This window comes from Roseivivax jejudonensis (genome assembly GCF_900172265.1).
Classification (GTDB): Bacteria; Pseudomonadota; Alphaproteobacteria; order Rhodobacterales; family Rhodobacteraceae; genus Roseivivax; species Roseivivax jejudonensis.
Map to the genome: position 1 here is coordinate 45470 of NZ_FWFK01000002.1, position 23729 is coordinate 69198.

The 23729-nt window shown below is 68.1% G+C and carries 22 protein-coding genes; 8 read left to right on the forward strand and 14 right to left on the reverse strand.

What is annotated here, in order from left to right:
• Positions 1-539: 539 nt before the first annotated feature.
• On the forward strand, positions 540-1817 hold the full coding sequence (locus ROJ8625_RS05300) for a LysM peptidoglycan-binding domain-containing protein (RefSeq protein WP_143535053.1): 1278 nt from the start codon (positions 540-542) through the stop codon (positions 1815-1817).
• A 3-nt stretch (positions 1818-1820) separates the two neighbouring features.
• On the opposite strand, the gene ROJ8625_RS05305 is transcribed toward ROJ8625_RS05300, so the two are convergent.
• Positions 1821-2717, reverse strand: coding sequence for a LysR substrate-binding domain-containing protein (locus ROJ8625_RS05305; RefSeq protein WP_234984179.1), 897 nt, complete (start codon positions 2715-2717; stop codon positions 1821-1823).
• Positions 2718-2838: 121 nt separating this feature from the next.
• Here ROJ8625_RS05305 and ROJ8625_RS05310 point away from each other — a divergent pair, with 121 nt between their 5' ends.
• Positions 2839-4062, forward strand: coding sequence for an acyl-CoA dehydrogenase (locus ROJ8625_RS05310; RefSeq protein WP_085791335.1), 1224 nt, complete (start codon positions 2839-2841; stop codon positions 4060-4062).
• A gap of 28 nt (positions 4063-4090) precedes the next feature.
• Here ROJ8625_RS05310 and ROJ8625_RS05315 read toward each other — a convergent pair whose 3' ends face one another.
• Positions 4091-4945 (reverse strand): helix-turn-helix domain-containing protein, encoded by an 855-nt coding sequence (locus ROJ8625_RS05315; protein WP_085790847.1) that lies wholly within the window; start codon positions 4943-4945, stop codon positions 4091-4093.
• A gap of 92 nt (positions 4946-5037) precedes the next feature.
• On the opposite strand from ROJ8625_RS05315, the gene pobA reads away from it, so the two are divergent.
• On the forward strand, positions 5038-6207 hold the full coding sequence (gene pobA / locus ROJ8625_RS05320) for a 4-hydroxybenzoate 3-monooxygenase (RefSeq protein ID WP_085790848.1): 1170 nt from the start codon (positions 5038-5040) through the stop codon (positions 6205-6207).
• Here pobA and ROJ8625_RS05325 read toward each other — a convergent pair.
• Positions 6201-6749 carry a cytochrome b gene (locus tag ROJ8625_RS05325; RefSeq protein ID WP_085790849.1) on the reverse strand — a complete coding sequence of 183 codons (549 nt, stop codon included), beginning with the start codon at positions 6747-6749 and terminating at the stop codon, positions 6201-6203. The two genes, pobA and ROJ8625_RS05325, sit on opposite strands and share 7 nt — an antisense overlap.
• Positions 6750-7139: 390 nt before the next feature.
• On the opposite strand from ROJ8625_RS05325, the gene ROJ8625_RS05330 reads away from it, so the two are divergent.
• Entirely contained in the window at positions 7140-7901 is a 762-nt protein-coding gene (locus tag ROJ8625_RS05330) for a helix-turn-helix transcriptional regulator (protein WP_085790850.1), read from the forward strand.
• A 391-nt stretch (positions 7902-8292) separates the two neighbouring features.
• Here the strand turns inward: ROJ8625_RS05330 and tsf are convergent, their stop codons facing one another.
• Both tsf and rpsB read right to left on the reverse strand, forming a co-directional pair.
• On the reverse strand, positions 8293-9168 hold the full coding sequence (tsf, locus tag ROJ8625_RS05335; RefSeq protein ID WP_085790851.1) for a translation elongation factor Ts: 876 nt from the start codon (positions 9166-9168) through the stop codon (positions 8293-8295).
• Positions 9169-9258: 90 nt separating this feature from the next.
• On the reverse strand, positions 9259-10044 hold the full coding sequence (gene rpsB / locus ROJ8625_RS05340) for a 30S ribosomal protein S2 (protein WP_085790852.1): 786 nt from the start codon (positions 10042-10044) through the stop codon (positions 9259-9261).
• 527 nt (positions 10045-10571) lie between these two features.
• Between rpsB and ROJ8625_RS05345 the strand changes: the two genes are divergently transcribed.
• The 3 genes from ROJ8625_RS05345 to ROJ8625_RS05355 all read left to right on the forward strand — a co-directional run bounded on the left by ROJ8625_RS05345 (position 10572) and on the right by ROJ8625_RS05355 (position 13174).
• The gene (locus tag ROJ8625_RS05345) at positions 10572-11471 is read left to right on the forward strand and encodes a PfkB family carbohydrate kinase (protein ID WP_085790853.1); all 900 of its coding nucleotides are present in this window, start codon (positions 10572-10574) and stop codon (positions 11469-11471) included.
• The gene (locus tag ROJ8625_RS05350) at positions 11468-12385 is read left to right on the forward strand and encodes a pseudouridine-5'-phosphate glycosidase (protein WP_085790854.1); all 918 of its coding nucleotides are present in this window, start codon (positions 11468-11470) and stop codon (positions 12383-12385) included. Before ROJ8625_RS05345 ends, ROJ8625_RS05350 begins: the two co-directional genes overlap by 4 nt.
• Positions 12386-12472: 87 nt before the next feature.
• Positions 12473-13174: a DUF502 domain-containing protein gene (locus ROJ8625_RS05355; protein ID WP_085790855.1), complete on the forward strand. Its 702-nt coding sequence runs from the start codon at positions 12473-12475 to the stop codon at positions 13172-13174.
• 27 nt (positions 13175-13201) lie between these two features.
• Here the strand turns inward: ROJ8625_RS05355 and ROJ8625_RS20950 are convergent, their stop codons facing one another.
• From ROJ8625_RS20950 to ROJ8625_RS05395, 9 genes are all read right to left on the reverse strand, one after another.
• The gene (locus tag ROJ8625_RS20950) at positions 13202-13369 is read right to left on the reverse strand and encodes a hypothetical protein (RefSeq protein WP_159456728.1); all 168 of its coding nucleotides are present in this window, start codon (positions 13367-13369) and stop codon (positions 13202-13204) included.
• Positions 13370-13497: 128 nt separating this feature from the next.
• Positions 13498-14532 (reverse strand): patatin-like phospholipase family protein, encoded by a 1035-nt coding sequence (locus ROJ8625_RS05360; protein WP_085790856.1) that lies wholly within the window; start codon positions 14530-14532, stop codon positions 13498-13500.
• 113 nt (positions 14533-14645) lie between these two features.
• Positions 14646-15419 (reverse strand): class I SAM-dependent methyltransferase, encoded by a 774-nt coding sequence (locus tag ROJ8625_RS05365; RefSeq protein ID WP_085790857.1) that lies wholly within the window; start codon positions 15417-15419, stop codon positions 14646-14648.
• Complete coding sequence (gene phoB / locus ROJ8625_RS05370; protein WP_085790858.1) at positions 15416-16105, reverse strand: phosphate regulon transcriptional regulator PhoB; 690 nt, start codon at positions 16103-16105, stop codon at positions 15416-15418. Before phoB ends, ROJ8625_RS05365 begins: the two co-directional genes overlap by 4 nt.
• A 3-nt stretch (positions 16106-16108) precedes the next feature.
• Positions 16109-16852, reverse strand: coding sequence for a phosphate signaling complex protein PhoU (phoU, locus tag ROJ8625_RS05375; RefSeq protein ID WP_085790859.1), 744 nt, complete (start codon positions 16850-16852; stop codon positions 16109-16111).
• A 13-nt stretch (positions 16853-16865) separates the two neighbouring features.
• Complete coding sequence (pstB, locus tag ROJ8625_RS05380; RefSeq protein ID WP_085790860.1) at positions 16866-17669, reverse strand: phosphate ABC transporter ATP-binding protein PstB; 804 nt, start codon at positions 17667-17669, stop codon at positions 16866-16868.
• 11 nt (positions 17670-17680) lie between these two features.
• Complete coding sequence (gene pstA / locus ROJ8625_RS05385) at positions 17681-19021, reverse strand: phosphate ABC transporter permease PstA (protein ID WP_085790861.1); 1341 nt, start codon at positions 19019-19021, stop codon at positions 17681-17683.
• Positions 19018-20481 (reverse strand): phosphate ABC transporter permease subunit PstC, encoded by a 1464-nt coding sequence (gene pstC, locus ROJ8625_RS05390; protein WP_085790862.1) that lies wholly within the window; start codon positions 20479-20481, stop codon positions 19018-19020. Before pstC ends, pstA begins: the two co-directional genes overlap by 4 nt.
• 103 nt (positions 20482-20584) lie before the next feature.
• Positions 20585-21628 carry a PstS family phosphate ABC transporter substrate-binding protein gene (locus ROJ8625_RS05395; protein WP_085790863.1) on the reverse strand — a complete coding sequence of 348 codons (1044 nt, stop codon included), beginning with the start codon at positions 21626-21628 and terminating at the stop codon, positions 20585-20587.
• Positions 21629-21874: 246 nt separating this feature from the next.
• Here ROJ8625_RS05395 and ROJ8625_RS05400 point away from each other — a divergent pair, with 246 nt between their 5' ends.
• Positions 21875-23725, forward strand: coding sequence for an FkbM family methyltransferase (locus tag ROJ8625_RS05400; protein WP_085790864.1), 1851 nt, complete (start codon positions 21875-21877; stop codon positions 23723-23725).
• The last annotated feature ends 4 nt before the right edge of the window (positions 23726-23729 follow it).

A 23729-nucleotide genomic window follows, 5' to 3' on the forward strand; every position in this document is an offset into this window, starting at 1 on the left:
GTTTTGACCGCCGATACTGGCATTGCTATGCTCGCGCAACCGCGGGGTTACCGGGCAATCCGGGCCCGGCTGAGGGGATGGACAGGATGAGCAGATACGCGTGGGCCGGCGGAACTGCGGGCATGATGCTCGGCGGCGCCGCGGCGTGCGTTGTGGTCGCGCTCGGTTTGTACGCCGCAAGCCAGATCGATCCCGCCGGACCTGACGCCGACAGCACGACCAACGCGGAGAGCCCGGCGCGCGCGATCAATGCCACGGCGGACCCGTCTGCCGGCCCTGACCCAGCGTTGCCCGCGGACAGCGACGCGGCATCCTTATCGGCGACGAGTGCGGACAGTGACCCGCCACCCTCATCTCCGACGAACGCGGCGCGCGATACCGAAGCTTCGCAGCCCGCGCCCACGCCCGCGCCGATGTCGACGGAGGGGAACGCGGTTGGCAGCGCGCGGCAGACGGCGGAGCCGCCCCCGGCGGCGCCTGGCAAAACCGGGCCGGTCCGCGCGGACGCTCGCCCGCCCGCGGCTTCGACGCCCGAAACGGTGGACGGTGCGCCCGTTCAGACCATCGCCGGCGGGCCCGTGTCCGAGGGTGGCGCGCCGGTTGCCGGCGGGCAGGAGGACGCCGTGCGCGACCTCAACACCGCGGCCCAACGCGAACAAGCTATGGCGTCTTTGCCCGACGGTGCGCCCGAGCGGAGCGACGGGGCGCGCGATGTCGGCGGGGCCGCGTCGGCCCCCGCCCCGAGCGCGCAGTCGGACCGCCCCGAAGACATCGCCGCGCTGCAACCCGGCGCGCCTGCGGGACCTGCGCCGGAGGCGCGCGACGCGCGGCCCGCGCCGAGCGCCGAGGCCCCGCCCGAACCGGCACCGCAGGTAACGCCGCCGCGCTTCGACCTTGTGCGGGTCGAGCCCGACGGCACGGCGCTGATCGCGGGACGCGCCGCGCCCGGGGCAGAGGTCCTGCTCGATCTCGGTGACACCCGGGTCGGCACGGCGACCGCGGACCAGAGCGGCGGGTTCGTCGCCTTCCTGTCGCTGCCGGAGCGTACGACCCCGCGGACGCTGACGCTCGCGATGCTCGACGACGGCTCGACAGTGCGCGCGCCTGAGGAGGTCGTGATCGGCCCCGGCCCATCGCCGGAGCGCGCGCCCGCCACGGCCGTTGCGGCGGTCCAGCCGGATGCGCCCACGCCCGACATCGGCTCAGCCGGGGCGCCGGCCACCGACATCGCGCCCGGGGCCGATACCGCGCCGGCGCCCGCGCCGCAGCAGGCGGCGATCCTACTGTCCGATGCCGATGGCGTGCGCCTGATCCAGCCGGCAACGCGCGAACTGGCGCCGCATCCCGGCCGCGGCGATGCCGTATCGATCGACACGATCAGCTATTCCGCCGCCGGTGCGGTCGACCTGTCCGGCCGTGCCGGCGATCGGCCGGGATCGGTCCGGGTCTACCTCGACAACCGGCCGGTGACCGCCGCGAACGTCACCGCGGCGGGCCAGTGGTCGGTCGACCTCGCCGACGTGGAGCCGGGCGCGTACACCTTGCGGGTCGACCGGCTCGACGCGGCGGGGCAGGTGGTGGCGCGGGCCGAAAGCCCGTTTCTGCGCGAAAGCGGCGAGGCCCTGCGCGCCGCGCTGCCGGAAGGCGCCGAGCGCGTGACGGCCGTGACCGTCCAGCCGGGCAACACGCTTTGGGCCATCGCCCGCGCGCGCTACGGCGAGGGCATCCGTTACGTGAAAGTCTACGAGGCCAATTCCGATCAGATCCGCGACCCCGACCTGATCTATCCCGGCCAGATCTTCGACCTTCCGGACTGACCCTCAGCGGGGCAGGGGATCGTCTTCGTCCTCCGCCTGCCCGGCGAGCCAGTCACGGAAGCGCACGAGCGCCGGACTCTGGCCCCGGTCGTCCGGCCAGACGAGGTGATAGGCGCCGAGCGTGACCGGCGCCACGTCCACCGCCCGGACCAGACGACCGTCGGCCAGTTCCGTTTCCACGAGGTAATCCGGCAGGAGCGCCACGCCGAGCCCGGCTTCGGCCCCGACACGCATGGCAGCGAACTGGTCGAAGCTGGTGCCGGCGCCGGGGGCGGTCACGGCCACGCCCTGCGCCGCGAACCAGTCGCGCCACGCATCGGGGCGCGTGTCCATCTGCAGAAGCGGCAGATCGGCAAGCGCGCCGGGCGCCGCGCGGTCACCCGGGGCCAGCGCCGGCGCGCAGACGGGCAGCATCCGCTCGGGCCGCAGGCGCAACCGCCGTGTCCCGGACCGCGGCGTGGCGCCGCCGAACTCGATCGCCGCGTCGAAGGGATCGACTGCGAAATCGCAGGGCCGGATCCGCGTGGCGAGGTTGACCGTCACGTCGGGATGGCGGCGCGCGAAATCGGGCAGGCGCGGGATCAGCCAACGCATCCCGAAGGTTGGCAGCATCGCCAGCTCCAGGCTGCCGGCGCGCGCGGGGATCCGCAGCGCGAGGGAGGCCTGCGCGATCCGCTCGAGGCTCGCGCGAACGGTCACGGCATAGTCGTGCGCGGCCGGGAGGAGCTCCAGCCTCCGGCCCTGTCGCTTGACGAGCGCGACGCCAAGACCCTCCTCCAGCGTGCGGATCTGCCGGCTGACGGCGCTTTGGCTGAGGTCGAGCTCGCGCGCGACGGCCGTGGCCGATCCGAGGCGGTCCAGCGCCTCCAGCGCGCGCAGCGCGCCAAGCGGCGGGATCATGCGGCGTGAGAGCGATGACACTTGCATAAACCTCATGCTTTCTTGCGATATGGTCGCTTTGGCATGCGCGTGGTGCAAGCTATATTGCGGAAAATCGATCAGGAGGACCGTCATGAACGACATGAGCCCCAACAAACCGGCCCTGAAGGCCAAGGATGCACCGGACCTCGGCGGCTTCGACTGGGAGGATCCGTTCCGGCTGAGCGACCAGCTCGAGGAAGACGAGCGCATGATCGCCGAGAGCGCGCGCGCCTACGCTCAGGAGAAACTGCAGACCCGCGTCGGCCCGGCCTTCGAGGACGAGACGGTCGAGCCCGAAATCTTCCGCGAAATGGGCGAGATGGGCCTGCTCGGCGTGACCGTGCCCGAAGAATACGGCGGGCTGGGCGGCTCTTACGTGTCGTACGGTCTCGTGGCGCGCGAGATCGAGCGCGTCGATTCCGGCTATCGCTCGATGATGTCGGTGCAGTCGAGCCTCGTGATGTATCCGATCTATGCCTACGGCTCGGAAGAGCAGCGCAAGAAGTACCTGCCGAAGCTGTCGTCGGGCGAATGGATCGGCTGTTTCGGCCTGACCGAACCCGATGCCGGCTCCGACCCCGCGGCAATGAAGACCAGGGCCGAGAAGACCGATAGCGGATACCGTCTCACCGGCTCCAAGATGTGGATCTCGAACTCGCCCATCGCCGATGTCTTCGTCGTGTGGGCAAAGTCCGACGCGCATGACGGCAAGATCCGCGGCTTCGTGCTCGAGAAGGGCATGAAGGGGCTGTCGGCGCCGAAAATCGGCAACAAGCTCAGCTTGCGCGCCTCCGTCACCGGCGAAATCGTGATGGACGGTGTCGAGGTGGGCGAAGACGCGCTCCTGCCGCACGTGCAGGGCCTCAAGGGGCCGTTCGGGTGTCTCAACCGGGCCCGCTACGGCATCTCGTGGGGCGTGATGGGCTCGGCCGAGTTCTGCTGGCACGCGGCGCGCGCCTACGGGCTCGACCGCAAGCAGTTCGGACGCCCGATCGCGCAGACGCAGCTGTTCCAGAAGAAGCTCGCGGACATGCAGACCGAGATCGCGCTGGGACTGCAGGGCTGCCTGCGCGTCGGGCGCCTGATGGACGAGGCCAAGGGTGCGCCCGAAATGATCTCGATCCTCAAGCGCAACAATTGCGGCAAGGCGCTCGACATCGCGCGCATGGCCCGCGACATGCACGGCGGCAACGGTATCTCGGGCGAGTTCCAGGTGATCCGCCACATGGTCAACCTCGAGACGGTGAACACCTACGAGGGCACTCATGACGTGCACGCGCTGATCCTCGGGCGGGCGCAGACCGGCTTGCAGGCATTCTTCTGAGGCTAATTAGCCGGACGCGTCCTGCTCGTCAGGGCGCGTCCACATCCTCGCGATACCGGCTTGGCGTCCGGCCCGTGTTGCGCCGGAACGCGCGCGAGAAATACGCCGGGTCGTCGAAGCCCAGGCGATAGCCGATTTCCGACACGCTCATCCGGGTATAGGCGAGCAGGCGCCGCGCTTCGCGAAAGACCTGAGCCTCGAGATAGGCCGAAGCCGACATGCCGCGTTGCGCCTGCGTGACGCGGGTCAATTGTTGCGGCGTCAGGTTGAGCGCCTGCGCGTAGTCCGCGATGCGCCAGCGCTCCCTCAGATGCGTCCGGATCAGCGCATCGTAGCGGTCGAGGTGCATGGCCGCACGGCTGTGCGTCTGCGCCGAGTCTTGCGGCGCATGGCGTGCCACACGTGCGCACAGCAGGGCCGCCGCGCCGCGCAACGCGGCCTCCCGAAACGCGTGCCGTGCGCCGTGTTCGTCGGCCACGAGCCGAACCGCATGCGCGGTGTCGGCATCGAGCGGCGCAACGAACCAGCGTGACAGGCGCGCGGCGAGCGGGCTCTCGCGCCCGAGCTGCTCGGGAAAGGCACGGTCGGGCAGGGTGATCACGTGACCCTCGGTCCCCTGCGAAAAGACGAAGCCGTGAACCGCGCCACGCGGCATGAAGACCAGCGCGGGCAGGGCGAGCGCCACCTCTTCGCCCTCGACGCTCATCCGCGCGGTGCCGGCCGTCAGCGCGAAGATCTGGCTGAGCGCGACGTGCCGGTGCGGCGCGATGCGCCAATCATGGCGTGCGGCGCGATCGACGATGGTTTCGGCATGTAGCAGATCGGGCTCGTCGCTGCGCTCGCCATAGAGCGCATAGGCCGGGATCGGATCAGGGACGGTCATGTTTCGAAAATGCCAGTGCCGACCGGATCTGTCCATGTTTCAGCGGGTCTGACGTTCTAATCTTCGGGGTCACGCGGAAATGGAGGATCACCGTGCGGACCCAGGTGGCGATCATCGGCGGCGGACCGTCCGGCCTGCTTCTGTCGCAGCTTCTGAATCGCGAGGGCATCGAAACGGTGCTGCTCGAGCGCCGGTCGCGCGACTACGTCTTGTCGCGGATCCGGGCCGGCGTGCTCGAGAGCGGGTCGGTCGCGCTACTGCATCGGGCCGGTGTCGACAAGCGCCTGCGGTCCGAAGGGCTGCCGCATGACGGGTGTTTCCTGTCCACGCAGGCGGGCATGTTCCACGTGTCGTTCCGCGACATGGTGAATGGACAGGTGACGGTCTACGGCCAGACCGAGGTGACCAAGGATCTCTATGCAGCGCAGGACGCGATCGGCGCGGTTCACGTGCACGAGGCGGAGGATGTCACGCCTCATGACGTAACGGGTGAAAAACCGTACGTAACGTACCGAAAAGACGGCAAAACGCGCAGGATCGACTGCGACTGGATCGCCGGCTGCGACGGCTACCACGGCGTGTCGCGCCAGACGATCCCCGAGAGCGCGCGGCAGGAGTTCGAACGGGTGTATCCGTTCGGCTGGCTGGGGATCCTGTCGGAGACGGCGCCGGCGGCGGACGAACTGATCTACGCGAACCATCCTCGCGGCTTCGCGCTCGCGTCTATGCGCAATGCGCGGCTGTCACGCTACTACATCCAGGTCCCGGTGGACGAGGATCCTCGATCCTGGAGTGATGACGCGTTCTGGGACGAGCTGCGCCTGCGGCTGCCGGACGAGGTGGCCGTGAGCATGGAGACCGGGCCGTCGGTCGAGAAGTCGATCGCGCCCCTGCGCTCCTTCGTGTGCGAGCCGATGGCGCACGGTCGGCTGTTCCTCTTGGGAGACGCGGCGCATATCGTGCCGCCGACCGGCGCGAAGGGGCTGAACCTTGCGTTCGGGGACGTGCATTACCTCTTCGAGGCGCTGAGGCGCTGGTACCGCGACGGCGATGCCGAGGGCGTCGAGCGCTACTCGGAAACCGCGCTGATGCGCGTCTGGGCGGCGATGCGGTTCTCGTGGTGGATGACGTCGATGCTGCATCGCTTTCCCGACCAATCCGAATTCGACCAGCGGATGCAGGAAAGCGAGCTGCGCCAGCTCATCACGATACCGTCGGCGCGCGCGACGATGGCGCAGAATTACGTGGGTCTGCCTTACTGAGCGCGCCCGAAGGGCGGCCACATGCGGAAGAAGACGCCGTCGCGCCGGATCTTGGCGTGATAGATTGCCGCCGAGACGTGGACGGCGATGAGCGCCACGATGACAAGCGCACCGTAGTAGTGCAGCGTCTTGGCCGTCTCCGCGAGCGCCTCGTTCTCCGGCACCAGCGTCGGCGCGTTCAGCGCGTCGAGCCATTCGATCGGGAAGCCGCCGGCACGGACGCGGACGTAGCCGAGCACCGGCATCGCCACCAGCATCACGTAGAGCGCGGCGTGGCTGATAACCGAAGCGGCACGCTGCCAGCCGGGCACCTCATCGGGAAGCGGCGGCGCGGGATGGCGCCAACGGTAGAGCAGGCGCGCCACCACGATGAGAAAGACAATGACGCCGCCGTTCTTGTGCAGGATGAAGAGCGTCGAACTGATGCTGCGCGGGACACCGTCGCGGATCATGATGAAACCGATGGGGATCATCAGAAGCACGGCAGCGGCGACGAGCCAGTGAAAGAGCCGTGCGGTGGTGCTATAGCCTTGAACCGACATGGGACGTCCTCGCGCATCCTGACGCAGCAGGCATACCCGATAGACGCGGTTCAAACCAGTGACAGGGTGGCGCGGCCAGCCTGCGTCCGTAAATCGTATAATCAGTATTATGTAAATATAGTGCGTATGCGCAGCGAGGCCCATCGTACCGAAGACCTCGTGGAACCTCAGCGCCTTGCGGAGCACGCTTGATCGATCGTGCAGCATTGCCCCGCGAGTGATCGAGACAGCGCGCGCCTGGCGATCCGATGCGCAACGGCGATCTTACTGCCTTTGTACCTGACGTTGAGTCACGTCAAAGCTGGACAGCCGTTCATCCGGGCCGCTATCCATTGGTCCGGATCGGCGCCGCGCGCGCAAAAATGACTTGGCTCATTCAGGTGTTTTTCGATGACGATGTGCGACCGCGACCACCTTATCGCGCTGACCAATGCAGACAGTATCGAGACGCTCTGGGCCATGCATTGCGCGCGGATGGCAGATTTCGGATTCGATCGGCTGCTCTACGGCTTCACGCGCTTCAAGACCGCGACCTCGCTCGGCGATCCCAACGACTTCGTCATGCTGTCGAACCACGATCCGGCCTATACGGACGCCTTCGTGGGCGGACGCCTGTATCACCACGCGCCGATGGTGCGCTGGTCGCTCGACCATGACGGCGCGTGTTCGTGGAGCGTCCTGCAACAGATGATCGGGTCCGGCACGCTGACCCAGGACGAGCAGCAGGTCATCGAGTTCAACCAGGCGCATGGCGTGACGGCCGGCTACTCGATCAGCTTCCGGTCGGTGTCCAACCGGGCGAAGGGCGCGATCGCACTGACGGCGAAGTCGGGCTTTCGGCAGGACGCTGTCGACGCGTTGTGGGAGCGTCACGGCAACGACATCGTGCTGATGAACAACGTCGTGCACCTCAAGATCCTGACCCTCCCCTACAACCAGCCCAACCAGGCGCTCACCCGGCGCCAGCGGGAGACGCTGGAATGGGTCGGCAACGGCAAGACGACGGCAGACATCGCGCAGATCATGGGACTGACACAGGCCACGGTGGAGAAGCATTTGCGCCTCGCGCGCGAAGCGCTGAACGTCGACACGACCGCGCAGGCGGTGATGAAAGCGGCGTTCCAGAACCAGATGTACGTCCTCGATTTCTAAGTTCCGGCCACCGTGAAAACTCCGTGAATTCAAAGGCATCTCGAGAAATCTGACGTAGGGTCAGGAAATCCTTACTTTCCCTGTCGGCGAGAAATTGCCAATTTGTAAACGTTCCGTGAGTGATGACCGCAAGGTTAGGGACACCGGTTGGATCCTTGCATTTTCGAGGCCCTCCGACCAACCAGGCTACGCCTCTGGCGGTTCGGCTCGCTATATTCCAGCGGGCCGACCGCACGCCCGGCCAGCTTCCGTTTTCATCCCCAATGTCGCGCGGGAGCTGGTCGGGTTCGCGCCTGGTCTCGTGCTGCTGCCGCGTCCGGCGTAAACGTCTCGAGATGAAAAAAAGCCGCCCCGAACGGGACGGCTTTCCATTTGCTCACGGAGAGGTCGGTCAGCCCTGGGCTGCCTTCGCGACCTCGGCCGCGAAATCCTCTTTCTCCTTCTCGATGCCCTCGCCCACGGCAAGGCGCACGAAACCGGTGATCTCGACGCCGGCATCCTTCGCGGCTTCGGCAACGGTCTTGTCTGGATCGACGACGAAGGCCTGGCCGAGCAGCGTGATCTCGGAGAGATACTTCTTCATGCGGCCCTCGATCATCTTCTCGATGACGTTGTCGGGCTTGCCGGATTCACGCGCGATGTCGATCTGGATCTGGCGCTCCTTCTCGAGGATCGCGGGATCGAGATCGGCCTCGGACAGCGAGGCCGGGCTTGCCGCGGCGATGTGCATCGCGACCTGCCGGCCGAAGCCCGCGTTGTCGCCGGTCATCGCCACCAGCACGCCGATCTGGCCCATGCCGTCTGCGGCCGCATTGTGCACGTAGGTCGCGACGCTTTCGCCCTTGATCTTGGCCATCCGGCGCAGCGACATGTTCTCGCCGATCTTGGCGATCTTGTCGGTAATCGCGTCGCTCACCGATTTGCCGCCCATGTCGGCAGTGGCCAGAGCGTCGGTGTCGTCGACCTCGAGCGCCTTCTTGGCGATGTCGGCGACCATCGACTGGAACTCGGCGTTCTTGGCGACGAAGTCGGTCTCGGCGTTGACCTCGACCGCGACGCCGGTGCCGCCCGACACCTCGACCGCCACGAGACCTTCGGCCGCGGTGCGGCCGGCCTTCTTGGCGGCCTTGGCGAGGCCCTTGGTGCGCAGCCAGTCGACGGCGGCGGTCATGTCGCCGTCGTTCTCGGTCAGCGCCTTCTTGGCGTCCATCATGCCTGCGCCGGTCATCTCGCGCAGCTCTTTCACCTGTGCAGCAGTGATCGCCATCACGCTCTCCTCATCTTCGCTCCTGGGGTGGGCCGGACCGACGGCCCTGCCCTCATGTCACGGGGGCGTGTCGCTTTTGCGACAGCCTTCTCAGGCGGTCTCGCCGGTCGCCGGAGCCTCGGCGGTGCCTTCGAGATCCTCGGCCGGCGCCTCTTCGAGCGCTCCGAGATCCACGCCCGCACCCTCGAGCTGCGCCGACATGCCGTCGAGCGCGGCGCGGCTGGCGAGATCGCAGTAGAGCGAAATGGCCCGGGCGGCGTCGTCGTTGCCGGGGATGATGTAGTCCACGCCCTCGGGCGAGCAGTTGGTGTCGACCACCGCCACGACCGGGATGCCGAGCTTCTTGGCTTCGGCCACGGCGAGCTGCTCTTTCTTGACGTCGATGACGAAGAGCAGGTCGGGCACGCCGCCCATCTCGCGGATGCCGCCGAGCGACGCCTGCAGCTTGGCCTGCTCGCGCTCCATGCCGAGGCGCTCTTTCTTGGTCAGGCCCTCGGCGCCCTGCTCCATCTGCTCGTCGATCGACTTGAGGCGCTGGATCGACTGCGAGACGGTCTGCCAGTTCGTGAGCGTGCCGCCGAGCCAGCGGTGATTCATGTAGTACTGCGCGCATTTCTCGGCCGCCTCGGCGATCGGCTGCTGCGCCTGCCGCTTGGTGCCGACGAAGAGCACGCGGCCGTTCTTGGCGACCGTCTCGCGGATGACGTTGAGCGCCGCGTCGAGCATCGGCACGGTCTGCGTCAGGTCGACGATGTGGATGCCGTTGCGCGCGCCGTAGATGAACTCGCCCATGCGGGGGTTCCAGCGCTGCGTCTGGTGGCCGAAGTGAACGCCAGCCTCGAGCAGCTGGCGCATGGAGAACTCGGGAAGAGCCATGCGTCCGTATCCTTTCCGGTTTCGAGCCTCGGCGGAGCGCATGGACCTGTCGGCCCAACCGGTGGACGCCCGGGGATGTCTGTCCCGGTCCGCCCTGCCCCGCCTGCGGAGTTGAAGTGGCGCGCGTATACCTGTCGCGGACGCAGGGCGCAAGCGGGTTCGGCGCCGGCGCGCGTGGCGGGTTCGGGACGCCTCCGGCGGGAGTATTTGGGCCAAGAAGAAGGCGGGGTCGTTCGCGTGTTCGGGGCCGGTCCCGTGCCGCGGCAGACGCAGCCGCGCGCTTCGGGCGATCGGTCGACCGGGCCGGCGCCGGCCGGATCGCCGACGGCGAGGCACGGGCGACGACCCGGCAGACGGAAGATCGGGGTTGTCGCGGAGAGATCGGCCGCCTGCAGGAGCGGATCGGCGGGGCGGAGACCGCGCGGCCGCGCGGATTGCCGGGCACCAGAGAGGGACGCGCGCGGTGCCGCGGCGGATCGCGCTGCGGGGCGCTTGCGCCGCGCGCGGGCCTCGGCCAAGAGTCCGGCATGGATGCCGCCCGCCGCCCCGAGATCCTTTGCATCGGTTCCGTCCTGTGGGACGTGATCGGCCGCTCGCCCAGCCACATGGCCAAGGGGGCGGACGTGCCGGGGCGCATTGTCACGCTGCCCGGCGGCGTCGCGCTCAACATCGCGATGACGCTGGCGCATCTGGGCCTGCGTCCGGCGCTCCTGTCGGCGGTGGGCCGGGATGCAGAGGGCGACCGCCTGGTGGCGGAATGCGCGCGCATGGGGCTCGAGACCGCGCATCTCTATCGCTCCGAAGATCTGCGCACGGACCGCTACATGGCGGTCGAGGGCGCGAACGGCCTGATCGCGGCGATCGCCGACGCGCATTCGCTCGAGGAGGCCGGCGCCAAGATCCTGCGGCCGCTGCGCGACGGCGCAATCGCCGACGCGGCGACGCCCTATGCCGGGCTGGTGGCGCTCGACGGCAACCTGACCGCCGCGCTTCTCGAGGAGATCGCGGGAGATCCCGCGTTCCGCGCCGCGGACCTGCGGGTTGCGCCGGCCTCGCCGGGCAAGGCCGAGCGGCTGCTGCCGTTCCTGCGGGCCGGTCGCGGCACGCTCTACGTCAACCGCGAGGAGGCGGCGCTGTTGTGCGGCACGCCCTTCGAGGATGCGCAGACGGCCGCCGCCGCGCTCGTCGCGCGTGGCGCGGCGCGTGCGCTGGTAACCGACGGCGCCGCGGAGAGCTGCGATTCCGACGGCCGCGCCACCGTCCGCCGCCGTCCGCCCGAAGTGCTCGTGACCCGGGTGACCGGCGCGGGCGACACGTTCATGGCCGCGCATATCGTGGCCGAGCGCGGCGGTGCCGACCGCGAGACCGCGCTCGCCCGCGCGCAGGCCGCCGCCGCCGCCCACATTTCCGGAGACACCCCGTCATGAGCCTTGTCACCCCCTCGCCCGCGGTCGCGGCAGCGCTGGCCGACGGCCGGCCCGTCGTCGCGCTGGAATCCACGATCATCACCCACGGCATGCCGTGGCCGCAGAACCTCGAGATCGCCCGGCGCATAGAGGCGGTGGTGCGCGAGGGTGGCGCCGAGCCGGCGACCGTGGCGGTCCTGGGCGGGACGCTGCGCGCGGGCCTCGAGGATGCGCAGATCGAGGCGCTGGCGCAGGCGCGCGGAGTGGCCAAGCTCAGCCGTGCCGATCTCGCGGTGTGCATGGCCGAAGGCGGTACCGGCGCCACGACGGTCGCGGCGACGATGATCGCCGCGGCGATGGCCGGGATCGAGGTCTTCGCCACGGGGGGCATCGGCGGCGTGCATCGCGGCGCAGAGCAGAGCTTCGACGTCTCCGCGGACCTGCAGGAGCTGTCGCAGACCCCGGTGACCGTGGTCGCGGCGGGCGCCAAGGCGATCCTCGATCTGCCGAAGACGCTCGAGGTGCTGGAAACGCTCGGCGTGCCCGTCATCGCCTACGGGCAGGACGCGCTGCCGGCGTTCTGGTCGCGCTCGGCGGGGTTGCGGGCGCCGTTGCGGATGGACGAACCGGGCGCGATCGCACGGGCGCACCGGATGCGGCGGCGGCTGGGCCTGCCTGGCGGACAGCTCGTGACGAACCCGATCCCCGAAGAGGCGGAGATCCCGCGGGCGGAGATGACGCCGGTGATCGGGCGCGCGATGCAGGACGCGGAGGATCACGGCATCCACGGCAAGGATCTGACGCCGTACCTGCTGCAGCGGATCTACGAGCTGACCGAGGGCCGCTCGCTCGATGCCAATGTCGCGCTCGTCCTCGCCAACGCCGCGCTCGCCGCCCGGATTGCCGCCGAAATGGTCAGCCTGCCCGCGGAATGATCCGGATACGGCGGCATGCCATTGTATCGCGCCGAGGCGCCGCCTAATTTGCGGTAAACGACGCCTTGCACGGATCGGTCCGCCGCGATGACCACGCCCTTCGACCCCCAGCCGCGCCGTCCGGGGATGCTCGCCCGGCTGCGCGCCAGCTTCCTGACCGGGATCGTCGTGATCGCGCCGGTCGGGCTGACGGTGTGGCTGATCTGGACGGTGATCGGCTGGATCGACGGATTCGTGCTTCCGCTCGTGCCGCAGAGGCTCGATCCCGAACAATATATCGGGATCAACCTGCGCGGCATCGGGGTGATCTTCTTTCTCGGCTTCACGGTGCTGGTCGGCTGGATCGCCAAGGGTATCATCGGGCGGTCGCTGATCCGCTGGGCCGAGGGGCTGGTCGCGCAGCTGCCGATCGTGCGGTCGGTCTACAACGGCGTGAAGCAGATCGCCGAGACGGTGTTCGTGCAATCCGAGCGGAGCTTCGAGAAGGCCTGCCTGATCGAGTATCCGCGCAAAGGGATCTGGGCCATCGGCTTCATCTCGACGGAGACGCGCGGCGAGGTGGCGCGGCGCGCGGTGACCGGCGGCGGGCTGATCTCGGTCTTCGTGCCGACCACGCCGAACCCGACATCGGGATTCCTGCTGTTCTTCCCGAAGGAAGACGTGATCGAGCTCGAGATGAGCCTCGAGGACGCGGCGAAGCTCGTGATCTCGGCGGGTCTCGTCTATCCCAACGAGCGCGATCCCTCGGCCCCGCCGGTGGTGCACAGCCCCGCCCGCGCGGCCGAGTGACCGGCGGGCGAGCGCCGGGCGACGGGATCAGATCCCGTCGTCGTCGTCGCAGTTGACGCCGGGCGGACGGTTCGGAACGTCGAGGTCGCAGCCGCTGGGCGTGACCGGAGCGTTCGCCGACGTGGTCGCCATGCCGCCCGCCGTGCAGGCGCCGAGCGTCGCGAGCATCGCGACGAGGCTGAGCGATCTGATCATCTCGGATCCTTTCTGGTCTGTCGATGTCCGCTCGGACCTAGCCGGACGCCGATCAACGTCGACGGCTCTCACGCGGGCGTGACCCGGGGCGCGGGGCCGAGCCCCCTGCCCCGGACGCCCGGCGCCGGTCAGTTGAACATCTTCACCAGGTCGGCCGATTGCCGGACGCCGATATCGTCCCTGTGGTGATAGAGAAAGTCGCCGGCGGCTCGGCGTCCGGCCTCCTTGAGCTGCAGGATGACGGTCGAGATCGGCACGAGCTTCGTGGCGACCGACAGGCGGTTCATCAGCTCGTCGTCGGAGACCATGTGCACGAGGACGCGCTTCATCGCGCCCTCGGCCACCGATCCGGCGGAGATCAGGCGCTGCACGAACTCGATCGCGCGCAATTCGCGCAGGAGCGAGGAATTGAAGCTGATCTCGTTGATCCGGTTCTGGATCTCCTGCGGCGTGACCGGCAGGCGATCGACCTCCAGCGGGTTGATGTTCACGATCAGCACGTCGTCCGGCAGCTCGGGCTGGAACAGCGGGAAGAGCGCCGGATTGCCTGTATAGCCACCATCCCAGAACGCCTCGCGCTCGCCGCTGAGCGGACAGGTCGCGTAGACCGCCTGGAACACCGTCGGCAGGCAGGCGGAGGCGAGGATCGCCTCGGTCGTGATGTGTTCGCCCGAGAAGACCCGGACCTTGCCGTCGCGCACCGCCGTGGCGCAGATGTAGAGGTCGGGACCGCCCGCGGCGCAGACCTCGCCGAAATCGAGCCGCTCGGCGATGGGTTGCACCGGGTTCTGGTAAAGCGGGCCCCAGGCATAGGGCGACAGGGCGCGGGTCAGCCCGTCGCCCGCCGCGAAGGCCGGGGAATACTCCACCGCGAGGCTGAGGATGCCGGGATCGGGCAGCCACGCGTTCATCCATTCCGGCAGGCTCAGGCTGTCGAGGCGACCGACCTCGGTCCAGACCCAGTCCAGCATTTCCTTGGCGCCCTCGCGGCCGTTGCGGATCATGCCGGATTTCAGCGCCGCGCCGTTCAGGGCGCCGGCCGAGGTGCCGGAGATCGCGGCGATCTCGATGTCGTCTTCTTCGAGGATGCGGTCGAGCACGCCCCAGGTGAAGGCGCCGTGCGCGCCCCCGCCCTGCAGCGCGAGGTTGATGCGTTTGGTCATGACGTCCCGCCGGTTCGCTGTGTCCGCGACGAAGGTATGCCCGTCGGCCGGTCGCGCAAGACCATTTTTCTGCGCCGCAGCGTGCCTGCCCGCCGCGCGCGCCCCGGCCGCAGTCAGGGACCGTGCAGTCGCGCGATGTAGAAGCCGTAGCTGACGTGCCGGGCGTGGCGTTCGAACAGCGCGATCTCGTGGCGCTCCGCCTCGACGATCTGCCGCGCCCTCGGGTCGCCCGGATGGCGTGCGAGGAACGCGTCGAAGCGGGACGCGAGCGGGCCGTAATAGGTGTCGATCCACGACGAGACCGGCAGCGGAAAGTACCCGAGCGGCACGAGGCCCGCCGCCTCGATCTGCGAGATCTTCGTCCCGGCGGTTGCGATGCCGGGATAGGCCTCGTCCCAGTGACGCTGCAGCTCGGCCGGGCGGTCGGTGGTGAGCCAGGTGAGTTCGGACACAGCGAGGATCCCGCCGGGCGCGAGGAAGCGCTGCCACGCGGTCAGACCGGCCTCGAAGCCCATCGTGTAGATCGCGCCCTCGGACCAGATCGCGTCGAAGCCGCCCTCGGCCAGGGGCAGCGCGTCCATCGACGCCTCGACCGTGTCGATCCTGTCGGAGAGACCGGCGTCGCGCGCCCGGTCGGTCAGGGCCGAAAGGAAGTCCGGCAGCAGGTCGACCGCCGTGACGTGCGCGTCGAGCTGGCGCGCCAGGTCGAGCGTCGCGGCGCCTGTGCCACAGCCGATATCGGCGATCCGCAGCCCGGATCTGCCCGCGAGGCCCGACAGCGCGATCGCGCGGGCGGTGTCCTCGGCGCTGCCGGGGCCCTGGCGCGCCCCGGCCAGATGCAGGTCGACAAGCAGCGCGAGATCATGGTCTTCGGGTGTGTCGCTCACCCGAGCGCGTAGCCCGCGCCGCGCACCGTCCGGAGCGGGTCCGGGCCGCCGTGCTGGCACAAGGCCTTGCGCAGACGCCCGATATGGACGTCCACGGTCCGGGTGTCGACATAGATGTCGCGGCCCCAGACACGGTCGAGCAGCTGTTCGCGGGACCACACGCGGCCGGGCTTTTCCATGAAGGTGGACAGCAGCCGGAACTCGGTCGGCCCGAGCTTCAGCGCCTGACCGTCGCGCACCACGCGGTGCGTTTCGCTGTCGAGAACGATATCCTCGTATTCGAGGCGCACGCCGGCCGAGGCGGGGCGCGTGCGGCGCAGCTGCGCCCGCACGCGGGCCATCAGCTCGATCACCGAATAGGGCTTGACCACGTAGTCGTCCGCGCCGGTTTCGAGCCCGCGCACCTTGTCGACCTCCTCGGAGCGGGCCGAGAGCATGATGACCGGCACGCCACGCGTTTCGGGCTTGGTCTTCAGCTGGCGGCAGACCTCGATACCGCTCGTCTTCGGCAGCATCCAGTCGAGCACGATGATGTCCGGGTTCTCCTCGGACACCAGCAGGAGCGCTTCCTCACCGTTGGCCGCCTTGGCCACGCGAAAGCCCTCGGCCTCCAGATTGTAGCCCAGGACCTCGCGCTGCGCTTCCTCGTCCTCGACGACAAGAACGATCGGCTGATCGGCGGGCATGGATCAGTCCTCCCCCTCGCCGGCTTCTGGCGAAAACCGCGGGTCGGTCGAGGTGGCGTCGGCCTTGGGGCGTTTTTGCTCGGGCATCGCGCCCTCGACGAGGAAGACGACCTGTTCGGAGATGCCCGTCACGTGGTCGCCCATCCGCTCGATGTTCTTGGCGATGAAGTGCAGGTGCATGCAGGCGGTGATGTTGCGCGGGTCCTCCAGCATGAAGGTGAGGAACTCGCGGAACGCGGTGTTGTACATCTGGTCGACGTCGCGGTCGCGTTCGATCACGTCGCGCGCCAGTTCGGGATCGCGCTGGATATAGCTGTCGAGCGCGTCCTTGAGCATCAGCTCGACCTCGCGCGCCATGCGCCGCAGGCTGGCGGCGGCACCGTCGATCGGCTGCAACTGCACGAGCACGCCCGTGCGCTTGGCCATGTTCTTGGCCAGGTCGCCGATGCGTTCGAGGTTGTTTGACATCCGCAGGACCGACAGGGCGACGCGGAGGTCGGTCGCCGTCGGCGCGCGCAACGCGATCACGCGCGCGGCCTCCTCGTTGACCAGCGTGTCGAGTTCGTCGATCGAGGCGTCGCGGCGGCGGACCTCTTCGGCGAGTTCCTCGTCGCGGCTCTCGAGGCTCTTTGCGGAGTCGCGGATCGCGGCCTCGACGAGGCCGCCCATCTTCATGATGTGCGCCTGGATGCCCTCGAGGTCCCGGTCGAAGGCCGAGACGATGTGTTGACTGAGTTGGCTGGCCATTTGGGTCCTCGTATCAGCCGATCCGGCCGGTGATGTAGCTTTCGGTGCGGCTGTCCTGCGGGTTCGTGAAGATCTTCTCGGTCTCGTCGTACTCGACGAGGTTGCCCAGGTGGAAGAACGCGGTCTTCTGGCTCACGCGGGCGGCCTGCTGCATCGAGTGGGTGACGATGACCACCGAGTAGTTCTGCTTGAGCTCGTCGATCAGTTCCTCGACCTGGCTGGTTGCGATCGGATCGAGCGCCGAGCACGGCTCGTCCATCAGCAGGACCTCGGGTTCGGTCGCAACGGCTCGGGCGATGCACAGGCGCTGCTGCTGACCGCCGGACAGGCCGGTGCCCGGCGCGTCCAGCCGGTCCTTCACCTCGTCCCAGATGGCGCCGCGGCGCAGGGCGCGCTCCACGATATCGTCGAGCTCGGACTTGTTCTTGGCGAGGCCGTGAATCTTCGGGCCGTAGGCGACGTTGTCGTAGATCGATTTCGGGAACGGGTTCGGCTTCTGGAACACCATGCCGACCTTGGCACGCAGCTGAACCGGATCCACGCGCTTGTCGTAGATGTCTTCGTTGTCGATGTGGATGTCGCCCTCGACCCGGCAGATCGGGATCGTGTCGTTCATCCGGTTGAGACAGCGCAGGAAGGTCGACTTGCCGCAGCCCGACGGGCCGATGAAGGCGGTGACCAGCCGGTCCTCGATGTCGACAGACACATCCTTGATCGCATGGGTCTCGCCGTAATAGACTTGAACGTTCTTTGCAGCGATCTTGATGTCTGCCTGACCCACGCGGTTCTCCGTCCGGTTTTGATCTGCGTCGTACATTGGGTGACTCCTTACCACCTGCGCTCGAACTTGCGCCGCAGGAAAATCGCCAGTGCGTTCATGAATAGAAGGAACACCAGCAGCACGATGATACCGCCCCAGGCCTTTTCGTAGAAGGCCGGGTCGGCGCGCGCCGCCCAGGTGTAGATCTGCGCCGGCATCGCCGAGTTGGGATCGAGAAGACCCGAGGCGAGCCCGTCGGGGTATTGCCGCGCGACGAAGCCGACCATGCCGATAAGCAGCAAGGGCGCGGTTTCGCCGAGCGCCTGCGCGAGGCCGATGATCGTGCCGGTCAGGATGCCCGGTGCGGCGAGCGGCAGCACATGATGGAATACCGCCTGCATCTGCGAGGCGCCGACGCCGAGCGCGGCGGCGCGGATCGACGGCGGCACCGATTTCAGCGAGGCGCGCGTCGAGATGATGATGGTCGGCAGCGTCATCAGCGTCAGAACGAGGCCACCCACCAGCGGCGCCGATTGCGGCAGGTGCGCGAACTGGATGAACACCGCGAGACCGAGGATGCCGAACACGATCGACGGCACCGCCGCGAGGTTCGAGATGTTCACCTCGATGAGGTCGGTGAACTTGTTCTGCGGCGCGAACTCTTCGAGGTAAATGGATGCCGCCACCCCGATCGGGAGCGCCAGCACAAGCACCACGAACATCATGAAGAACGAACCGATGACCGAAGCGCCGATGCCCGCGCCGCCGGGGTTGTCCACGCCCGAGTCGGTTCCGGTTATGAAGGTCCAGTCGAAGGCGTTGGCCATGACGCCGCTGTCCACGAGCCGGTCGACGATGTCGAGGTCCTCGGGCTCGAGGAAACGGCTGTTGGTCAGGTCCTCGCGGCTGAGCGCGCCGTTCAGGTACCGGTCGACGCGGCTCGAGGCCGGAACGGTGAAGCTCACCTCCTGACCCAGCTGATCCTGGTTGGCGCGGTAGAACTCGCGGATCTGGCTGCCGACGTTGCCCATGATGCGACCGACGGCATCTTCCTCGACCTGCACGTCGCCGGCGCCTTCCTCGTTGAGCTGCGCCTGCAGCGCGCGAACGAAGAAGCCCTCGTATGCGGCGGTCTTGAGGACCTGGCTTTCGGCCTCGTCGAACTGTTCCTGGCTGAGATTGAACTCGACCGTCACGGCGGTTTCGGTGAAGGCGGGCAGCCCGGAGCGCAGGATCGACCACGTGAGCGCCACGAGGAAGAACACGCCGATGCCGATGGCGATCATGCCATAGGTCTGGAACCGCTTCTCGGCCGCGTTGCGCTTTCGCGTGTTGGTGTCTTGCGTGACGATCGACTTCCCGCGGCGGGGCGCGGCGTCCGGGGCGGCACTTGCGGTGGCGTCGGTCATTCGTACTGCTCCCGGTACTTGCGAACGATGTAGAGGGCGGCGACGTTCAGCGCGAGCGTGACCACGAAGAGGGTCATGCCGAGCGCGAAGGCGACGAGCGCTTCGGCGGAGCGGAAGTCACTGTCACCGGTCAGCTGGCTGACGATCTTGGCGGTCACGGTCGTCATCGCTTCGAACGGATTGAGGCTGAGACGCGCGGCCGCGCCGGCGCCGAGAACGACGATCATCGTCTCGCCGATGGCGCGCGAGGCCGCGAGAAGGATCGCGCCCACGATGCCTGGAAGCGCCGCCGGCAGGATCACCTGGCGGATCGTTTCGGACTGCGTCGCGCCGAGGCCGTAGGAGCCGTCGCGCATCGACTGGGGCACGGCGTTGATGATGTCGTCCGACAGCGAGGACACGAACGGGATCAGCATGATCCCCATCGCGAGGCCCGCGGTCATCACGGCGGTTCCGGCGTCCATCCAGCCGACCGTCTGGTCGCCGAAGACCCGCAGCAGGAGCGGCCCGATGGTGAGCAGAGCGAAGAGGCCGTAGACGATGGTCGGGATGCCGGCGAGGATCTCGATCGCCGGCTTGGCGATGGCGCGGGTCCGTTTGGAGGCGTATTCCGACAGGTAGATTGCCGCGAAAAGGCCGATCGGCACCGCGACGATCAGAGCGATCACCGAGATGTAGAGCGTGCCCCACAGCAGCGGAATGATCCCGAGCTCGGACCCGCCGCCAAAGGACGGTGACCACGTGGTCGAGAAGAAGAACTCGCTCGCGGGGTAGAGGCGGAAGAACTCGATCGTGTTGAACACGAGGCTGAGCACGATGCCGATCGTGGTCAGGATGGCGATGCAGGCGGCCAGGATCAGCAGGATCTTGATGCCGGATTCGACGACGTTGCGCGCGCGGTAGCCCGCCGTGCTGTTGCGCAGCCCGAACGCAAGCCCCGCCAGCGCCAGCGCCAGCACCACACCGGTGCGCAGAAGGTCGGCGCGGCCGCTGATCGCGCGGTAGCGCTGAGCGGCCCGCAACACCGCCGACGTCACATCGGAGCCGAGCGCGACGCCCGCCTGCCCGAGCCGCTCGCGCACATCGGTGAACTCGGTGCGCATGTTCGAGGCCCGCTCGCGGGTCATGACGCCCTGCGATACGGCGACGTCGAGGCCGTTCGCCACGCGGCGCACGTCCGACATCATCAGCGATACCGAGCGATTCTGGCGCTCGGCCTCGTCCTGCAGGTCGCCGCGCACCGAGGTCTCGACGATCAGCGGCTGCGCGAGGAGCCAGATCCCCATCAAGAGCATCGCGGGCACGACCGTCTTCATCGCGACGTTCGTGCCGTAATACGACGGCAGGGAGTGCAGCCGGCGCTGGTCGCCGTTCACTTCGCGCAGCGCCCGGCCGCGGCCCAGCACATAGCCGGCCGCACCGAGCGCAAGCACGATCAGAACCACCAAGGTTGTCGACATGAGCGCCCCCACTCCACCATTTCGGAACCAGGAAAAATGACTGAAAGAAAGACCCTAAAAGGGATGGGAGGCGGACAGAGCCGCCTCCCGGAAGTTCAGCCGCTTACGACTGCTCTTCGCTCATGGTCGTCTCGTTTTCGATCTTCTGCTGGGTATCGGCCAGCTCCGGATCGGGCACGAGGCCGTAGTTGGCGAGCGGGCCGCCCGGGCCTGCGATCTCGTCGGAGACGAAGAAGGACGCGTATTCCTTCAGGCCGGGGATCACGCCGATATGTGCCTTCTTGATGTAGAAGAACAGCGGGCGCGACACCGGGTACTCGCCCGACGCGATGGTCTCGGTCGAGGGCTCGACGCCGCCCATGGTGGCGACCTTCAGGGTGTCGGTGTTGTTCTCGTAGAACGCCAGGCCGAACACGCCGATGCCATCGGGGTTGGATTCGATGCGCGCGAGCGTCTCGGTGTAGTCGCCGTCGATGTCGACCGACGCGCCGTCGGTGCGGACAGCCATGCACGCCGCTTCTGCGTCGTCCTCGGACATGCCCATCTCGACCATCTGGTCGTAGGCGCCGGTGTCTTCGCAGCCCTGCAGCAGGACGTTTTCTTCGAAGACTTCACGGGTGCCGTGCTTGGTGCCCGGGATGAAGGCCGAGATCTCGACCTCCGGAAGGTCGCCGTTCACGTCGGCCCAGGTCGAGTTCGGGTTCGCAGCCATTTCGCCGTCCTGCGGGATCTCGGCAGCCAGCGCCGAGTACCAGTCGGAGGGTTCGAACGCGCCGAACTCGGGGCCCGACTGCTGGCTGGCGAAGACGATGCCGTCATAGCCGATGCGCACTTCGATGATCTCGTCCACGCCGTTCTCGGCGCAGGTCTCGACTTCGCCGTCGCGGATGGCGCGCGATGCGTTCGCGATGTCGATGGTGTTCTCACCAACGCCTTCGCAGAAGCGCGCGAGACCTGCCGACGAGCCGCCCGACTCGACAACGGGGGTCGGGAAGTCGGTGTTTTCGCCGAAGGCTTCGGCCACGATCGACGCGTAGGGCAGCACGGTCGACGAACCGGCGACCTGAACGTTCTCGCGCGACTGGGCAAAGGCCGGAGCCGCAGCGGCGATCGCCAGCGCGGATACGGTGAGCGTAACGGATTTCATGGAGAACTCCTGTTTGACATGAATCGTCGGGACCATCCCCCGATGGCCTTGGCGTCTCGCTAGATCGCGCGGACAATCCTTTTGTGACGGTTGCGTAACAGTTTTATGAAGCACACCGGCCCTCCCCGACGTCATCCTCGGGATATCCGGTACTTGTCCAAACGCCGTCAGATGAAGCGCCTCACTTTTGCCCGGATTCGAGATACAGTCCGCGCGGATCGTTTCCCCTCAGAGGCCAATTCGCGCATGTCCTCCGCCCTGTCCGACGCACCGACCGCGCCGCGCGACATCGCCGCGCGGTTTCACGGCGTTGCCGTGCCCGCGTCCCCGTTCCTGACCGAACGGCGTATCACACGGCTCAATTCCGGGCGCTACGAGCGGGAGGAAGTGAGCGGTGCGCTCGCCGTCGTGCGCCCCGAGGACCGCGTGCTGGAACTGGGGGCCGGGATCGGCGCGGTAGGCGCGGCGATCGCGCTCAATACCGGGGCGGAGGCTGTGCTCGCCTTCGAGGCCAATCCGGACCTCGTGCCGGCGGCGCGCGCCCTCTATGCCGCCAACGGCCTCGAGGATCGCGTCACGGTGCGTCATGCAGCGCTGGGCGCTGGGCCCGACCGCCCGGAAAGCGCGACGTTCCGTGCCGGCAAGAGCTCACTCTCCGGCCATGTGGCATCCGGCCTCGTGCCGCGCGACGCGGATCGCCGGGGCGACGTGCCGGTGGAGGAGTTCGAGGCCGTCGCCGCCGCGTTTCGCCCCACCGTACTTTTGATGGACATCGTGGGCGGCGAGATCGACCTGCTGCCGCACATAGACCTGTCGCGCTTTCGCGCCGTCGTGGTCGAGTTCCACCCCGGCGCCTACGGCCAGGAGGGCGTCAAGGCCTGCAAGTCCGCGCTGAAACGCGCCGGCCTCGCCAAGCGGTCGGACCTGTCGACGCGCCTGGTCTGGACGTGCGAGCGGACGACGCCCGATGCCGGTCGCCCCGAGGATTCGCCGCGTCCCGAGGGCGGGTGGTCCGACAGCCTGCAGGTGCTGGACGGTGCGGTGGTCGTGCCGCCCGACACCATCTCGGAAATGCGGTTTCACGCCGGGGTCCTGACGGCCGAGGGCGCGCCCTGCCCCGAGGCCGCGACATGGCGCGGTGTGCGTCGCATCACGGCGCCGCCGAAGCCGCCGGCCACGCCGCCAGAGAGTCTGCCGGGCACGTGGCTCTGGGGTGGGCTGCTCTATGCGCATTTCGGGCATTTCCTGGTTGAGAGCGTCACCCGCCTCTGGGCGCTCGATCACCTGCCCGAGCCGGTCGAAGGCATCGTGTTCTACGCGAAGTTCGACGCCGAAACCGAGGGGCCGCGGGACTTTCACGGCGCCTTCCTGCATCAGTTGGTAACGGATCTGCCGATCCGCATCGTCAGTCGCCCGACCGAGGTCGCGCGACTCGTGGTGCCGGGACAGGCCTTTGGACTCGGATCGGCGATCCGGGGAACGGAGAGGTTCCGCGCGGCCTTCGCCCGGTTCGGTGCGGACACGGCTCCGGAGGGGCCGGAAAAGCTCTATGTCAGTCGCGCGGGCCTCGGCCCGAACCGGGGCGGGCTGCTTTTCGAGTCGCGGCTGGAAGAGCGCCTCGCGGCGGAGGGATACGAGATCTTCCGCCCCGAGCGGCACGACCTGCAAACCCAGATCGCGCGCTACAAGGCCGCGCGGCGCATCGTGGCCGCCGAGGGCTCGGCCCTGCATCTCTACGCGTTCTGCGGCGATCCCGGGCAGAAGGTCGCCATCGTGGTGCGCCGGATGTCGAAGTCCACGCACCATATCCGCACGCATATCGAGGCCTTCGCCGGTGCGGAGGTCACGCTCGCCGACGCGATCGGCCGCGCCTGGGTGCCCGAGGGCCGCGCGCCAACGCACATGACCATGGCCGAGATCGACTTTCCCCGGCTCGGCGCGACGTTGGAGGAGGCCGGATTCGTGTCGGGCGGCGATACCTGGGCGCCGGTCACCGAGGACGAGGCCCGCGCGTTCATCATGGCAAAGCGCCTCTGGCGCCGCCGTGGCTACCACCCGAAGCGGTCAAGGTCTCCGGCCGCGCCGATCGCCGACTAGGCGT

What these genes read in the sequence shown, in the direction of transcription:
- ROJ8625_RS05305 (WP_234984179.1), bottom strand. Translation starts at nt 2,717, where the DNA reads ATGATCCCGCCGCTTGGCGCGCTGCGCGCGCTGGAGGCGCTGGACCGC.
- ROJ8625_RS05310 (WP_085791335.1), top strand. Translation starts at nt 2,839, where the DNA reads ATGAGCCCCAACAAACCGGCCCTGAAGGCCAAGGATGCACCGGACCTC.
- ROJ8625_RS05315 (WP_085790847.1), bottom strand. Translation starts at nt 4,945, where the DNA reads ATGACCGTCCCTGATCCGATCCCGGCCTATGCGCTCTATGGCGAGCGC.
- ROJ8625_RS05325 (WP_085790849.1), bottom strand. Translation starts at nt 6,749, where the DNA reads ATGTCGGTTCAAGGCTATAGCACCACCGCACGGCTCTTTCACTGGCTC.
- ROJ8625_RS05330 (WP_085790850.1), top strand. Translation starts at nt 7,140, where the DNA reads ATGACGATGTGCGACCGCGACCACCTTATCGCGCTGACCAATGCAGAC.
- tsf (WP_085790851.1), bottom strand. Translation starts at nt 9,168, where the DNA reads ATGGCGATCACTGCTGCACAGGTGAAAGAGCTGCGCGAGATGACCGGC.
- rpsB (WP_085790852.1), bottom strand. Translation starts at nt 10,044, where the DNA reads ATGGCTCTTCCCGAGTTCTCCATGCGCCAGCTGCTCGAGGCTGGCGTT.
- ROJ8625_RS05345 (WP_085790853.1), top strand. Translation starts at nt 10,572, where the DNA reads ATGGATGCCGCCCGCCGCCCCGAGATCCTTTGCATCGGTTCCGTCCTG.
- ROJ8625_RS05350 (WP_085790854.1), top strand. Translation starts at nt 11,468, where the DNA reads ATGAGCCTTGTCACCCCCTCGCCCGCGGTCGCGGCAGCGCTGGCCGAC.
- ROJ8625_RS05355 (WP_085790855.1), top strand. Translation starts at nt 12,473, where the DNA reads ATGACCACGCCCTTCGACCCCCAGCCGCGCCGTCCGGGGATGCTCGCC.
- ROJ8625_RS20950 (WP_159456728.1), bottom strand. Translation starts at nt 13,369, where the DNA reads ATGATCAGATCGCTCAGCCTCGTCGCGATGCTCGCGACGCTCGGCGCC.
- ROJ8625_RS05360 (WP_085790856.1), bottom strand. Translation starts at nt 14,532, where the DNA reads ATGACCAAACGCATCAACCTCGCGCTGCAGGGCGGGGGCGCGCACGGC.
- phoB (WP_085790858.1), bottom strand. Translation starts at nt 16,105, where the DNA reads ATGCCCGCCGATCAGCCGATCGTTCTTGTCGTCGAGGACGAGGAAGCG.
- phoU (WP_085790859.1), bottom strand. Translation starts at nt 16,852, where the DNA reads ATGGCCAGCCAACTCAGTCAACACATCGTCTCGGCCTTCGACCGGGAC.
- pstB (WP_085790860.1), bottom strand. Translation starts at nt 17,669, where the DNA reads ATGTACGACGCAGATCAAAACCGGACGGAGAACCGCGTGGGTCAGGCA.
- pstA (WP_085790861.1), bottom strand. Translation starts at nt 19,021, where the DNA reads ATGACCGACGCCACCGCAAGTGCCGCCCCGGACGCCGCGCCCCGCCGC.
- pstC (WP_085790862.1), bottom strand. Translation starts at nt 20,481, where the DNA reads ATGTCGACAACCTTGGTGGTTCTGATCGTGCTTGCGCTCGGTGCGGCC.
- ROJ8625_RS05395 (WP_085790863.1), bottom strand. Translation starts at nt 21,628, where the DNA reads ATGAAATCCGTTACGCTCACCGTATCCGCGCTGGCGATCGCCGCTGCG.
- ROJ8625_RS05400 (WP_085790864.1), top strand. Translation starts at nt 21,875, where the DNA reads ATGTCCTCCGCCCTGTCCGACGCACCGACCGCGCCGCGCGACATCGCC.